13 protein-coding genes are annotated in these 14,825 nt (G+C 42.4%); 6 read left to right on the top strand and 7 right to left on the bottom strand.

The features are described from left to right. Positions 1 to 74: 74 nt before the first annotated feature. From L1077_RS25600 to L1077_RS25580, 5 genes are all read right to left on the bottom strand, one after another. Positions 75 to 1,082, bottom strand: coding sequence for a glycosyltransferase family 2 protein (locus L1077_RS25600; protein ID WP_237139612.1), 1,008 nt, complete (start codon positions 1,080 to 1,082; stop codon positions 75 to 77). A 10-nt stretch (positions 1,083 to 1,092) separates the two neighbouring features. Next, positions 1,093 to 2,334, bottom strand: coding sequence for an oligosaccharide flippase family protein (locus L1077_RS25595; protein ID WP_237139611.1), 1,242 nt, complete (start codon positions 2,332 to 2,334; stop codon positions 1,093 to 1,095). Between the two features lie 175 nt (positions 2,335 to 2,509). Beyond that, positions 2,510 to 3,958 (bottom strand): sigma-54-dependent transcriptional regulator, encoded by a 1,449-nt coding sequence (locus L1077_RS25590; protein ID WP_237139610.1) that lies wholly within the window; start codon positions 3,956 to 3,958, stop codon positions 2,510 to 2,512. A 258-nt stretch (positions 3,959 to 4,216) separates the two neighbouring features. After that, complete coding sequence (locus tag L1077_RS25585; protein WP_237139609.1) at positions 4,217 to 4,831, bottom strand: hypothetical protein; 615 nt, start codon at positions 4,829 to 4,831, stop codon at positions 4,217 to 4,219. Between the two features lie 13 nt (positions 4,832 to 4,844). After that, positions 4,845 to 6,473 (bottom strand): LruC domain-containing protein, encoded by a 1,629-nt coding sequence (locus L1077_RS25580; protein WP_237139608.1) that lies wholly within the window; start codon positions 6,471 to 6,473, stop codon positions 4,845 to 4,847. A gap of 237 nt (positions 6,474 to 6,710) precedes the next feature. Between L1077_RS25580 and L1077_RS25575 the strand changes: the two genes are divergently transcribed. From L1077_RS25575 to L1077_RS25555, 5 genes are all read left to right on the top strand, one after another. Then, a complete protein-coding gene (locus tag L1077_RS25575) occupies positions 6,711 to 7,454 on the top strand; it encodes a hypothetical protein (RefSeq protein ID WP_237139607.1) in 744 nt (247 codons plus the stop codon). A gap of 203 nt (positions 7,455 to 7,657) precedes the next feature. Continuing rightward, positions 7,658 to 8,914 (top strand): WecB/TagA/CpsF family glycosyltransferase, encoded by a 1,257-nt coding sequence (locus tag L1077_RS25570; RefSeq protein ID WP_237139606.1) that lies wholly within the window; start codon positions 7,658 to 7,660, stop codon positions 8,912 to 8,914. A gap of 2 nt (positions 8,915 to 8,916) precedes the next feature. After that, positions 8,917 to 9,606: a sugar transferase gene (locus L1077_RS25565; RefSeq protein ID WP_237139605.1), complete on the top strand. Its 690-nt coding sequence runs from the start codon at positions 8,917 to 8,919 to the stop codon at positions 9,604 to 9,606. Positions 9,607 to 9,831: 225 nt separating this feature from the next. Continuing rightward, positions 9,832 to 10,971, top strand: coding sequence for a polysaccharide pyruvyl transferase family protein (locus L1077_RS25560; RefSeq protein ID WP_237139604.1), 1,140 nt, complete (start codon positions 9,832 to 9,834; stop codon positions 10,969 to 10,971). Then, on the top strand, positions 10,928 to 11,851 hold the full coding sequence (locus L1077_RS25555) for a glycosyltransferase family 2 protein (RefSeq protein WP_237139603.1): 924 nt from the start codon (positions 10,928 to 10,930) through the stop codon (positions 11,849 to 11,851). Before L1077_RS25560 ends, L1077_RS25555 begins: the two co-directional genes overlap by 44 nt. Before the next feature lie 47 nt (positions 11,852 to 11,898). On the opposite strand, the gene L1077_RS25550 is transcribed toward L1077_RS25555, so the two are convergent. Both L1077_RS25550 and L1077_RS25545 read right to left on the bottom strand, forming a co-directional pair. Beyond that, positions 11,899 to 12,618, bottom strand: a complete 720-nt coding sequence (locus tag L1077_RS25550; RefSeq protein ID WP_237139602.1) for a UDP-2,3-diacylglucosamine diphosphatase — start codon at positions 12,616 to 12,618, stop codon at positions 11,899 to 11,901. A 52-nt stretch (positions 12,619 to 12,670) separates the two neighbouring features. Beyond that, complete coding sequence (locus L1077_RS25545; protein WP_237139601.1) at positions 12,671 to 13,165, bottom strand: peptidylprolyl isomerase; 495 nt, start codon at positions 13,163 to 13,165, stop codon at positions 12,671 to 12,673. Between the two features lie 207 nt (positions 13,166 to 13,372). Here L1077_RS25545 and cysS point away from each other — a divergent pair, with 207 nt between their 5' ends. Further along, positions 13,373 to 14,752: a cysteine--tRNA ligase gene (gene cysS, locus L1077_RS25540; RefSeq protein WP_237139600.1), complete on the top strand. Its 1,380-nt coding sequence runs from the start codon at positions 13,373 to 13,375 to the stop codon at positions 14,750 to 14,752. The last annotated feature ends 73 nt before the right edge of the window (positions 14,753 to 14,825 follow it).

Raw genomic sequence — 14,825 nt, 5'->3', positions numbered from 1 at the left:
TGGTGTTTGCAAAATAGAAAAACCAGCCTCTGCTGGTTTTTCTATTTTGGGATATTGAATGTTTTTGGTAAACGTTAATGCGACTTTTGAATGTATGAAACACCGCGCATCGCTGCGTTCTCTATGGTGTTATAAATACAGGCAGGTAATGTACTTAAATACGTACAAGCCCAAGTTGCTAGTGTGCGTTTTGGCTCTTCTTTTAAAATACGCCAATTAGTTTTAAGTGCTTGGTGCATTAACTTAATCGCCTGAGTACTGTTTCTTGACTGAATCGCACGGCGGCATAAATAACGTAGCTGGTAAGCTTTTGCCAGTGAGGCATATTGATTGAAGAATGCCTCATGGCCGATACGGTTTTGGTCAACTGCATACTGCCAGCTGGTAAATTGCTTATGCAGGTTAGATGATAAGCCCGATGCATTGACGCGATAATAAGTCAGTGGCTGCGCAATACCTTCAAATTCAAAATCAGTATCTAGCGCCATTCTTAACCACATCTCGATGTCTTCAGACTGACGCAATTCTTCATCAAAGTATTGTGTCCATGCACGCATACCATCTTGAAAGGCCACTGCATCAAATACCGCTTTTCTGATGACCGGAGCAGATCCATTACCGACAGGGTTGCGGCAAAAAATTTGCTTTGTGGTGATGCCTGTTAAAGCGGGGAATTGGCCAATGCCAAGAGGCGCACCGTCTTCATCCACAAATAGAGATGGGCAGTAGCTCACACCCACTTTAGGGTTGCTGTCTAAGTGTGCGACATGTAATTCTAATTTTTTTGCTGACCAGAAATCGTCGGCGTCCAGTAGGGCAATGTATTTACCTTTCGCTGCTCGAATTCCAGTGTTTCTAGCACCCGATAGGCCACGATTAAGTTGCTGAATGACCTGAATGCGTGAGTCATCAAACTGTGCGACTTTAGCCAGAGTATCATCACTACAGCCATCATCAACACATAAAATTTCAAAATCTTGATAAGTTTGCTTCAGTACCGAACCGATGCTGTGCTCAATATATTTACCTACATTGTACATAGGAATAACGACGCTAACTGTTGGTTTGATTAAAGTAGTCATAGCAAGCTCCTTAGGCGGCTTTGATGGCGCTGAATTTGACAAGAAGTACATTGATGGCAGGAAATACCAGCCACAATATGCTACTCAAAAGTAAAACTAGGGCAAATGTGTCTGGCTGCTGTGGTGCGATAGCCAATACACCGATGATTGATACGATAAGGCAGAATGCACATTGCTGTGTTTCTAACTTAAATAGGCCTTTACTGCGTAGCATTGCACTGTAGGTGTCTGACCATACTGTCGTGATTGCAATAAGGCACAATAAACTGGTTGTTGTAAAACTTGCCTGCCAATCTGCTGAAAAAAGAAACGGTACATAGACTGGCACCAAAACTGATTGGCATACAAAAATGGCAGATACGGCAGCGGTAACCAACATGATTTTTTGATTTAAATTGCCCGTTTGTGCATTTTTTTGTTGCTGGCAAACATATGGGTATAGTGCGGTGATATAAGCCTGGCTGATTGACATGGCAAGGCCAATTCCTGCACTTTTAGCAAAGCTATAAAGGCCAAACAGTTCGGGGGAGAGTAATCTTGCGCCAATGAAAATGTCCATGTTCATACGCAGTGAGCGCAGACCTTCAGCAGCAGCGAGTTGCGTAGAAGAACCAAGTAAATAAAAAAAGGTATCGCGCTTGAAGCCTATTTTATGAGGTAGAGTGTCAACCAGTGAAAAAGCACCAAGCCATAGCAGCGCAAATGCCCACTTTGCGTAAACAATCGATAACAAGCCTGCATCAAAATACAGCGCAACGGCAATGGTGATGTTCTCTAAGATGATGCAACAACTGCTGATCATGCTAAACAGAGCCATACGGTTGTCGCGTTGGACTAAAAACGCACGGGTGCTGACTATTGGAAATACTAAATAAGTAAAGGCCATTAACGCCACTAAGGTGGTGATGTCATGTTCCGGGAAAAGCCATTGGGTTGCATAGGCTGCAAGCAACTGTACGAAGAAAAGCGCAATGCACAGTAACCACTGTATGCACAAACCATTTGATAGATAATCAGGTAATTCATTTTCTTTTGCGCGAATGATTTGCGCGCCGGTGCCAGAGCGTAACAGTAAACGAATGACCTCATGAATGCTCAGTGCCAACATGGCTGCGCCATATTCTACTGGGACCAAAAATGCTGCCATTGCCATGATGCTCAGTAAGCGTGTAGCTTTAGCTACGACTTCTGCACCCACCAGCCAAGAGGTGTTACGCAGTAGGAGCTTCAGTGAATGTTTGTTTGATTGCATCCGGTTTACTCGGTTTTAAGTGATACCTATATCAATCAATAATTACGCCAACTCTGATTTTATTTTTAACTTTTTGTTATATCTATTTATTTTGTAATTTTACGCTTTATCAAATGACACTGTACTCGCAATTTGCAATGCAGATATTTTTTAATTTGCAAAGTGCCTATTGCTGCTAAGGCTCCCATTTTTGTATTTTGCGATACAAGGTCGATGGGCTAACTTCTAATAATCCCGCGGCTTTGACTACATTGTCTTCACAGACCAATAAAGCTTGCTCAATGGCGAAGCGCTCAACCTCTGACAGTGGCACAATATTGCTAGCATCGGGCGTTGCTGTGCTCATTGATGGTGCTGCACCGTTGGTAGGTATGGCATTGGCGGATGACTTGTCTTTAGGTTTGAAGAGCTCTTCACTGGGTTTTAAATGTAATTGTTGCATCAGTGTCTCTTCACTTACCATGGGCCCGTCAGACATCACCACGGCACTGTGAATAAGATTTTCTAGCTGTCTGACGTTACCAGGCCAGGCATAATTCAAAATGAGCTGTTCTGCACGCTTTGAAAAACCGACAAAAAGCTTATTTTCCATTTCGCTAAATTTGTTGAGATAGAAGAGTGCAATTTGCAAAGGGTCTTCATCACGATCAGACAAGGCGGGCATATCTATCGCGATGACATTCAGTCTATAAAATAGGTCTTCACGCAGCAGTTGCTGCTCAATGGCTTCAAGTGGGTTGCGGTTAGTCGCACAGACAAAACGCACGTCGACTTTTTCGACCTTGCCGCTGCCGACGCGTTGAAAAGTGCCCGTTTGAATGAAGCGAAGAATTTTAGCTTGAAGTGCCATATCCATTTCGCCAATTTCATCCAAAAATAGCGTGCCGCCATCTGCAAGCGTTGCTGCGCCATCGCGGTTATTGGTTGCGCCAGAGAACGCGCCTTTAATATGGCCAAAAATTTCGGACTCCATCAGTTCTGACGGGATCGCCGCACAGTTAATGCAGACAAGCTCATTGTTGTGACGAGGGCTTAGGTTGTGAATGGCCTCGGCAGCCAGTTCTTTACCCGTTCCACTGGGACCGGTGATAAACACATTAGCACGACTCGGCGCAGCCTTATCGATACATTTATACACAACTTGCATTGCTAAAGAGCTGCCAATAAAGCGTTGGAACTGAGATCTATGTTCTCGTTTATAGCGCTTTAGACTGGCGCGCAGCATGTTGCGCTCAGCAATGAGCATTTTAGTCTGTAGTGCCTGCTCAATGGTGATCCTGAGGTTATCGTTATCCCATGGCTTTTGCATATAGCCCCAAACTTTCCCTTGGTTTATCGCGTCAATGAGCGCAGCTTGCTCGGTAAAAGCAGTGAGCATAATGCGAATGGTGTCTGGGTATTGTTCAGCGATAATGGCGAGTAGTTCATTGCCTGTCATCTCAGGCATATTTTTATCAGTGACGACCACATCGATGGACTCATTCGCCAAAATCTCAAGAGCGGCAGGTCCGCCTTCAGCGGTATGAATATGATATTGATCGGAGCGTAATGCTCGGCTGAGTGAGCGCAAAATATGTGGCTCGTCATCAACTAGCAAAATATTAAGTCCTGTTATTTTATCCATTCAAGCGCTCCTTTATTAATTTTTGTTCTCTATTAAGATATAGCAGTGTAACTCTCAGAGTTCCAAAGACTTTTGTTAGAAAGTAGCGGATATTTAATATTTATCACGATGCGATAAATATAACCGCAACAAGCATAGACAAAGATTCTGACTAACGTATAAAGATCCGACAATTTTGTTGTGACAGGATGAGGGGCGTGTGAAGAGGTGGAATAAAGTGCGCTCCACGTAAGCAGAGCACACTTTGGCTTGGAGAGCTTACTTAAATGTATGGACTATTGCCTCGTCTGAATCGAGCGGAAACAGCACTTGGTTTGTCTCTAACATGCTATCCACGCGCACCAGCATCGTTTTTGCCGTCTGTGGTAACGTGAGAGTGTGCTGTAGCTGTCCAGATGGATTAAATCTTAAAGTGGCAACAAGCGCTTTATTGCCCATTAACTCGTCTTCAACAGACGGAACCTCGACATCAAACGAATAAATTTTAATGGTTCTTCCTGCTAATGATTCACCAAACACGTTTTCACCACTGAACTCCATTGTGACTTCATCGCTGGTTCTAAATTTAAAATCAGGCATCACATAGAGATCTGTCGAGTCTGTTGCTGCAGACTCTTTAAGCTCAGCCTGTGGCATGAAGTCTTCCATTGTTGCCGCAGGCTCCTGTGCTGGTGTTTGTGCCGGCTCTGTTTGCTGTGGTTCATTCGCAGCTGTACTTGTATTTGCTGTTGCAGCAGGTTGCGTACTGGTTTGTGTCGCAGTGGGTGCTGGCGAGCTTGATTCAGAGCCGCCGCCTCCGCCTCCACAGCCTGTCATCAGAGTAGCAAGTAAGGTGATGCTGAACATTGCGGTTAAGTTAGTTACTGTTTTCATGGTACGCTCCTAATTACTCTGATTCTGGCATGTAGTAGTGGGTGTCTCTGTCACTGGTTTTGTACCAATCCTGTGCTTGTGCACCGCTTGATTCAACCCAGGTCTCGTAGTTAGGGTATGCCCATAGCACATCAATATATTCACGTGGGTAGTTAAACTCTTCACTCACTGTCAGTGCCCAAGGCAAGTTATCAGCCGTTCTGAAATAACGATTTAGGCTTGGATCTGATGAGTCATCCACCTTACCAAAGCGCGTTTGGTCGAATAAGTCTGTTGGCGGATAGTCAGCCATGTGAACTTCAATGGTGCGATCTGCTGTTCTGAAGATAAAGAAGTCTAAGTCCGCGATGCTAAGTGAAGGTTGAGATGCTTCAAATGTCACATCGAGTGTAAACGGTATTGGCTCAAAATAGCTGCACTCTTTCACTGTGTTAAAGTGCGTACACTTGCCTGATTCACCGGTTTGAGTGAATAGCTGTGTATTGCTCCAAAGTTGTAACACGGCATTTGTTTGATACTCTTCAACATTCTTTTCAAACGCCTGACCGTCAATGGTGACAGTGGCCTTTTCAATCAGCGCAGGTGCTGAGTCTAATATACGAAGCGCATAGCCATTCTCATATGCGGCACCACGGGCAGTGATCCAACCATGTAAAATAAACCCGCTGACCTCGTTGTTGGCATCAAAAGTTGTTTGTATGCGTTGCTTCACCACTAAATCATTTAAGTCATAGTCACCGCGCTGTGGCCAATTATCTTCATAAGCGAGTGTTGACACACCGGTTTGTGAAGGGAAATACTGGCTGTGTGAACGTCTGAAATCATTCGGAAATTCATCTTGTTCATCAGGTATGCCATCTGCGTCGCTGTCGTTGGCTTCAGGCATGACAACAAGATTGCTCGATTGAATAGCGGTGCCTGGACTACTTTGGACACTGAAAACGGCATCGTTAAAGTCGTTGTCACCCCAAGTGCGCGGTAAGTCTTCGAAACCAATAACCACTTCTTGCTCTTGCTCATCATATAAAAGCACGCAATGCTGTCTTAAGTCTTCAGTCGGTTCAGGGTTGAGCGATGAAATTGAATAGTAGTAAGGGATCTGCCAGTTTTTCACTCCGGTGTAGTACCAGAAGCCATTTGCTGCGACGAAAAAGCCGATACTGGTGCCCGCAGGGTGTGTGCCGATACTAACGCGGTGACCGTTGGTCAAATGTGGATAGCTTAAGTTAGGAAATACGATGGTCTCTTGTATTTGATCCGCTGAAGTTGGAGGGTTGTCTGGGTCAAAAGTGAAGTAACCAAATGAATTCTTATATCCTGCACCTTCATGAATAAAGGTAATAAAGACTTCCGCTTCTTCTACTAAGTGTATAGTAGATCCGCTGTCACCAGTTATGAAGGCCTCATTTACTTGCGCTTCGGGTAACGCATTGCTGATACGTTGGAAAAAATCACTACTATACTCGTCGCGTGCGTAAATTAAGCTGTCTGGTTTGCCTGTGTTTTGGTTATATCCAGCTGGCCAAGCTTGCCCAGATTGGAACTGCCATACGTAGTTGCCATCGACCAGCTGTACAGCAACCGCGCTTGATGCCACGGTGCAAAGTGCAGCAGAAACGCACATCTTTGTGAAATAGCTCATAACGTGTAGACCTTGTTTTCGATTAAGTTGATAAGACAAGAGCAGCAACTGTGCCAGAAAATAAAGTGGTTAAATTACAGTGCTTTGTGTTTTTTTTTGTGTTTCGAATGAGGCTTTTTTTGCAAATTAATACGCATATTTTTTAGATTTCTTAAAATGAAAAAATATTTCTTGTGCAAACTTAAGTTGAGTTTGCTTTATTTAAAAAAGGCACGAAGTTAGATTAAGGAGCGGTAAATGGCAAAGAATAAAAATGAGACTCTGGTATTTAGCGTAGCTTTGAATGGTTACCAATGGCGTTACAGCCACTGTATAAAAAGTCAAAAGCGATATGCAAAAAAAATGGGGTATGACTATGTGGTTATCGCTCGGCCTCTATTTACCTCTTTAGGTGTGGAATGCTGCTGGCTTAAACTGTTACTTTTAAAAGCTGCGTTACAGGCGGGCTATATTAATGTGTTGTTTGTTGATGCTGATGCATTCATACAAGATGGTTGCCCACAGATTGAATCGCTACTTGTTGCTGATAAATTCATTTATATGGCCCACGGTTTTAGTGGCGAAATCAATTCAGGCGTGATGTTATTGCACAATACTTCAGCTGCAATCGCGTGGTTTGAACAAGTGCTTGGCGCGATTGAAACCCCAGTGGCCGAGTCGAAAGGAATTGGTTGGGGGGAGAATGGGCATGTCGCGCATTTTGCTAAAAGCATCGATGGATTTCAGTTGATTTCGGATAAATGGAATAACACGCACTCTAAAGACATGGCGGATTATATTCGTCACTTTAATTATGGTCCTTTGAAAAATAGCTTTTTTGATAAAATGGTCCATAAAATCATTTTTAAAGTGAGTAAGTTGTTGCTTAAGTGCGACCTTAATGATGCCCAGCAACAAGGTAAAAAGCTCACCGTTGTTAACAGTAAACTGCCAGCGTTATTTAACAGAGTTCGTCGTATTTATCCGCAATTTAGTAAGTAGTAGGTAAGTATAACGAATAGTTGCCCTCATATTTTTTAAATTAAAAAAACACTTTTCGTTGTGCTTTGCAAATTAAGAAATTCTATTCACTCTAAAATAGCAAAGTTGAATTAAGTTAAGATAATTCAGAGCTTTAAAATTTTTATTTCATTTGGCACAGTCCTCGCAACTACCTCTACAACAAAGATTATGGAGGTGGTGACATGGCTGCTCAAACTAACAAACACCAGATTGCATCGACAGAAAAAACAAGTGCAACACGCAATGTAATTAGATTTACATTTGCAATCGTTTTGATGGTCGCTTTGCTTCCTTTATACATCTTAAACATTTTATTTAGCATGCTAGTTTTAAAGGCACCAATCAAAAGTGAAAACTGGATTGATATCGGTGGTGAAGTAGTTGAGCTTTACAGCTGGCAAGTGGGTCCATTCAAATCGAGCGCAAACATTATTAACGTCGCAATGGGTCAAGTTCACTTTGTAGGCACCCCCATTATTCGCGGCACAACGTCAATCCCAAATGTAAAGCGCTTCAAATCACCATGCGAAAAAGCGGGTTTATATGATTGTTTGCAGTTACATCGCGCTACAGGTCTAGTTGCAAGTGATAAGCTAACCCTGCTGGAAGCTCAGGCGAAGCAAAACTGCCTTCAAGATGCGATGATGGTTTTAAAGTTAGTTGTGTGTAAGGCGCTGTATAAAAAAGGTGGCAGTACACAAGGTAACAGCCAGATGTTTGGTATACCGTTCGCGAATACCAAAATGCACGATGCGATTAATTGGGTATGTCAAAGCGAGCAAACACAGACAAGCTGCCGTGTCGGTTACTTCCTTAATGTGAATTCAATTAACTTGGCTGCGAGCAATAAAGCATTACACAGCACGCTGTGTGCTAGCGATAACAACTTTGTTGACGGTTCTGGCATGCGAATAGCGGCACAGCATTCAGGTATTGATTTAGCGGACAATGTTAACGGTACTGACATGTTACCACTGTTGTGTCAGCAGGCTGTACAAACAGAACAATCATTATTTTTGCTAGGAGCAAAAGAAGGTGTTGCTGAGAAAGCGGGCGAGGCACTGCAAGAAAAATATGCAGGCTTAGACATTCGCGGCACGCAACACGGTTATTTCAACAGCGACGACGACATCATCGAACAAATCAATCAAAGCGGAGCGACCATCTTGCTGGTGGCTCTAGGATCACCTCGCCAGGAACTATGGCTTGCTAAAAACAAACATCGTTTAAATTGCCAGTGTGCATTGGCTGTAGGTGGTTTATTTGACTTCTTTTCTGGGGCAATTCCAAGAGCACCGCTCTGGATGCGCGAAATGGGCTTAGAGTGGGTATGGCGTTTAATGCAAGAGCCAAAAACCAAGTTCAATCGCTATGTTATTGGCAACCCAGTGTTCTTATTCCGAGTTTTCATTTTAAAACAATCTATCAGAGGGCTTTAATCATGGATATCACAACTAAAATTGCGACAAACGTGACAGCTGCATCAACTCAAACAGCAAAGAAAGTAACAAAACACCACATTGACGGTGTCCACCATGGCATTCCTGTGTGGTTCCAAAGAGCGGTTGCAGCGCTAGGCTTATTAGCTATTAGCCCTCTATTATTACTATTGATGTTAGCGATTAAACTAGAAAGCAAAGGGCCTGTAGTATTTCGTCAAACTAGAGTAGGTAAATTTGGTCGTCGTTTCACTATGTACAAGTTTCGTTCAATGTATATGCAGGATGACCCGCGCTTCCAAGCGCCTGACCAGAAAGACAGTGCTAGAGAGGGCGTATGTCAGAAGTATATCCACGACCCTCGTATCACTTGTATTGGTCGTTTCATTCGTAAATATTCGATTGATGAGTTGCCGCAGTTATTGAATGTTGTAAGAGGCGACATGATGTTAATCGGTCCAAGACCTGCACTAGAGATGGAAGTTGCACAATACAAACCAGCACAACTATCACGTTTAAATTCAGAGCAGGGGCTAACAGGTCTTTGGCAAGTAACAGGCCGTGCTGATACGACGTTTGAGCAGCAAGTGCAATTGGACGAGCAATATATAGTTGAGCAGAGCATTATGAGCGACGTTAAGATTTTACTAAAAACCGTACCATGTGTAGTAGGTGCAAAAGGTGCATATTAAAATTCAATCCCTTCACTTTATCCAGCCAGTAACTTATTTACTGGCTTTTTTATTTTAAAAATCCCCGCATTTTGCATTTTCGTTCTGCAAATTCTCATAGTGAAAATACCCAGTATTTATTTTTAATATTTTTTAAGTTGTTGATATTTATTGGTTTAAAATTATTTCTTGTTTTGGCACAGCCCCTGCAATATCTAGGTATAGACACAGAGTTGAGGACTACACATGCAAAGCAAACACGACATATATGTTGTTGGTTACTACGGCATGCGCAACAGCGGAGACGATGCGCTGATGTTAGCAAGTATAGAAGGTGCAAAAAGCACATTCGGTAGTAACAACATCGCTGTTAATGCCAGCAATCAATATGGCTTAGTGAGACAGCTAGAGGTACAAGGTCAAGCACCGATGTTGTTTAGAGGACACCAAAGAGTAACGCATTACAAACGTGCATTTAATGCAAAGAAAATTGTTTTTGGTGGTGGCTCTGTATTGCACTCAAGCAGAGACATTGCACAAAAGTGTCATATGATTTCTTTGTGTGGCAAGCAGTCTAGCTATGCCGTTGGGGTTGGGATTGAGGATTTCAAAACAACAGCAGATGAAAAGCAGTGTGCGAAGTTTTTAAACAAATGTCACTTCACTGGTGTAAGAGATGCGAAAAGTTTTGAAATTGCCAAAGCGATTGCACCGAATGCCAATATAGCGCAGACATTTGACTTGGCACCTTCACTGTTACATTACTTCGGCAATTCAATTCAATCAATTGAGCGCAGAGGTGTCGCGTTTAATTTCTGTCAGCAAGCGATTAACGCTTTTGGTGAAGCAGATCAGTTAAGTGAACGTGCAAGAATCAGAAAAGCGGTGAAGTTGATGACTGCTATTTGGGAAATGACACGTGAAGACATTTACCTTGTAGATTTTAACGACCACAGCACATTAGGCGATAACAATGTGCATGAGCAAATTCTTCGTAAAATGCCAAGTTATGTAACAGTTAAGCGCATTCGTTACACAGTAAACCCGCTGCGCTTACTACAAAGCATGGCGATGTTTAAAGCAGTGATTGGCATGAGGCTGCATGCAGCAGTATATGCCTATATGGTGGATACGCCATTTATCAACTTGCAGTACCACAGCAAATGTAAGCAATGGTCAAAGCAGGTAGGTATGGCAGATATGTATCAATTTGATGCCAATGACTATGACCCACTAGAGGTTATCAATATTACAAATCAGGTTGTATCGGGTCACTGTGTAGCACCAACACTACCAGTAGAGCAAGCGGTCGCATTATCAATGAATAATTGGAGCAATGAATATGAACAGCATCAAATTCTCAGTTGTTATCCCTCTGTACAATAAGCGTGATTGCATTGAGCGTGCAATTAACAGTGTGGTTGCTCAAAGCTATGAAGCAGATGAAATCATTATCATTGATGATGGCTCTACAGATGACAGTGCTGATATTGTCAGTGCTTTAAATATCAGTAACGTAAAATTAGTGAAGCAGGCAAACCAAGGTGTATCAGAAGCCCGTAATGCAGGTGCTAATATTGCCAAGAATGAGTTTATTGCTTTTTTAGATGCTGATGATACATGGTCACCATTTTTCTTAAATCGCATTGCAGATTTAATTAATCAATACCCAAATATGGGCTTATATGCAACGCGTTACCAGAAAGTATACGGTGATAATGATTATAAAGACGCAAAAATTGCGTTGACTCAATGGGATGCTAACGGCTATGAAATGGATAACTATTTCGCGGTCGCAGCAAGTGGGGACTTACCGTTTACCATGTCGAGTATTGTTGTAAGAAAGTCGACATTTGATGAATTAGGTGGCTTCCCGCGCGGTGAGTGGATGGGAGAAGATCAGAGCTTTTATGTTAACTTTGCTTTGTACTCGCGTATTGCCTACTCACCGTTAATTGAAAGTTTTTACTTTCAAGGCACTCAAAACAGTGCGTGTGACAAGGCTCCACCAAAAGAGTTATGTCCATTTGCTGAGCGTTTGCTGGATGATGTGAAAGCAGGGCGTATCTCACCGAAGTTAGAGCAGATGGTATTAAAGTATGTTGGCGCACATATTTGCGACTTGGCTAAACGCCATATTAAACATGGATCTTATGATTATGCCGCACAGTTACTGTCAAACCCAGTATCTCGCACGAAACCGGTTCATTGGAGCTTTTACAAGCTGGTATCTACGCCAATGTCTATTTTTTCTAAAGCAGCATAGACTGCGACAAGGTGTTCAATATTGAGCGAGTAAAGTACTTAGGTACTTTATTCGCTAAAAGCGTGTTGTTCTAAAGATTGAGTCTGTTCTGTCACAAGTAAATATGAGCTTTGACTATACCAATCTCCTAGCACTGTTCTAGTGAACTTATTTTTATGTACTTTTGGCCTGTGTGTATGGCCGTGGATCATGTGCTGTACACTGTATTTTTCAAACATATTGGCGACTGCGTCGTCTGTCACATCTAATATACTGGGCGCTTTTCCTTGTTGATTAAGCTTGCTTTTTGCTCTGGCATTTTTTGCTACTCTGCGTCTGTACCAAAGCGGCATTGCGAGCATTAATTTGGGCCACCACCAACCGCGACTCTTTTTTCGAAATTTTTGATATTCGATATCTTGAGTACACATTTCATCACCGTGCAAAATCAGTGTAGGCGTACCGTATAAGTCGATCACAGCTTGCTCAGGTAATAAAGTCATGCCACATAACTTGGCATACTGTTCGCCAATTAAAAAATCACGGTTGCCGTGAATAAAGTACACGTTTGTACCTGTAAGACTGATGGCTTTGAGTCGTTTAGCGACTTCAATTGCAAGTGGATCGCCTTCATCATCGCCAATCCAAACTTCAAAAAAGTCACCCAATATGTATAACGCATCTACACTGTCGTCTATATAAGCATCTAAAAAGTTATAAAAGGCGTTGGTAATGTCTGGTCTGTGTTCGGTTAAATGAAGGTCAGAAATAAAGTAGGTCTTGCGCATGATGTCTCTTGTATAAATATGAGCGCCGCAGCGCTCATATTTTTAGTCAGTGTTATTCAGTGATGGTTGCACTTTCGATGATTACATCGTCCAGTGGCACATCCTGATGAAAGCCAGATGAACCTGTTGCAACACCTTTGATCTTGTTTACAACGTCCATGCCTTCAACAACTTCAGCAAATACGCAATAACCCCAACCTTGAGACGTTTCGCTTGAGAAGTTTAAGAAGTCATTGTCATTCACGTTAATGAAAAACTGAGCTGTTGCAGAGTGAGGATCTGGCGTACGTGCCATTGCAAGAGTACCAACTTTATTAGCAAGACCATTGTTTGCTTCATTTTGGATAGGCGCGTCAACTTCTTTCTGACTCATACCAGGCTCAAAACCACCGCCTTGGATCATGAAGCCATCGATCACACGGTGAAAGATAGTGCCAGTGTAAAAGCCGCTTTCAACATATTTTTTGAAGTTTGCAACTGTAGAAGGTGCTTCTTTTTCAAATAGTGCGATTTTGATTTCGCCGAAGTTTGTTTGTAAAACAACCATAATGGGTCCTTGAATTACAATGATAAGATTAAAACGCTATTTTATAGTACATCTGCTGAACTACAAAGTATTGAAATAACTTTGACAGTTTTGCTGTTTAAATTTTGTTACCTAGATAGGGTAAAATTCGCCTTTTTACAGTGGTGACGAGCTTTTTCAAGTGATATGATGCAAAGGTTTCAAACTCGAATTTAGGAAAATCACTACATGTTGCAGATATACGACACACTGACACGTCAAAAGTCACAATTTAAACCGCTTGTTGAAGGCAAAGTCGGCATGTATGTGTGTGGTATTACAATCTATGATTTCTGTCATGTAGGTCATGCACGCACATATGTATCTTTCGATGTAATCAACCGCTATTTTCGCTATTTAGGTTACGACGTCACATATGTCCGTAATATCACGGATGTAGACGATAAAATTATCAAGCGTGCTGCAGAGAATAAAGAAGAGATCAACGATCTGACTGTGCGTATGACCAAAGCTATGCACGATGATTTTGAAGCATTAAATATCTTACCTGCTGACATTGAGCCAACAGTAACGGGTCATATGGATGAGATCATCGAAATGATCGAGCGTTTAATTGCTAAAAAGCACGCTTATGTTGGAAAAAGCGGCGATGTATTGTTTGATGTTTCAACGTTCAAAGATTACGGCCAGCTATCTCAGCAAGACCTAGATATGCTTCAAGCCGGTGCGCGTGTTGAAGTGGCTGAAGGCAAAGATGATCCACTTGACTTTGTACTATGGAAAAAAGCCAAGCCGGGCGAGCCATTTTGGACATCTCCTTGGGGCGAAGGTCGACCTGGTTGGCATATTGAATGTAGTGCAATGAGCTCTAAGCACTTAGGGGATTTATTTGATATTCATGGTGGCGGTTCAGATCTACAGTTTCCACACCATGAAAATGAAATTGCACAGTCTTGCTGCGCAAACAATGGCTGTTACGTAAATACTTGGATCCATACAGGTATGGTCCAGGTTAACAAAGAAAAAATGTCTAAATCTTTAGGCAACTTCTTTACTGTACGTGAAGTATTAAAAGCCTATGACCGCGAGACGGTACGTTATTTCCTAATCAATGGTCACTATCGTAGCCAGTTAAACTACTCACAAGAAAACTTAGACCAAGCTCGTTCATCTTTAGAGCGTATCTACACGGCTCTGCGCGGTGTAGAGCTGGTGGAAGTTGAGCTAAAGGGCAATGCTTACGCAGAACGTTTTGAAGCTGCAATGAATGATGACTTCAATACGCCGGAAGCTTTACCTGTTATTTTTGAGCTGGCCAAAGAAGTAAACTTATTAAAAGACACTGACGTCAAAGCCGCAGGTGAGCACGCATATATCTTGGTGAAATTGGCTGAAGTATTAGGTATTGCTCAACAGACGCCGGAGAGTTTCTTACAAGGTGATCAAGATGAAGATGAAGTGGCGAAAATTGAAGCCTTGATCGAGCAGCGTAACAATGCACGTGCCAATAAAGATTGGGCTGCCGCTGATGAGGCGAGAGATGCTTTAACTGCGCTGGGTGTCGTACTTGAAGACAGTGCTGGAAAAACGACTTGGCGTAAAGCATAAGCACATCTTAATGAATTACTTCAAAAGGAGCACTGAGTGCTAATGCCGATCAGTTAGGCATTAATTGTTTGAA

Origin of the sequence: Pseudoalteromonas luteoviolacea (assembly GCF_021654285.1) — a bacterium.
GTDB classification, from domain to species: domain Bacteria; phylum Pseudomonadota; class Gammaproteobacteria; order Enterobacterales; family Alteromonadaceae; genus Pseudoalteromonas; species Pseudoalteromonas luteoviolacea_J.
This window is presented reverse-complemented; position numbering and strand designations above follow the sequence as displayed.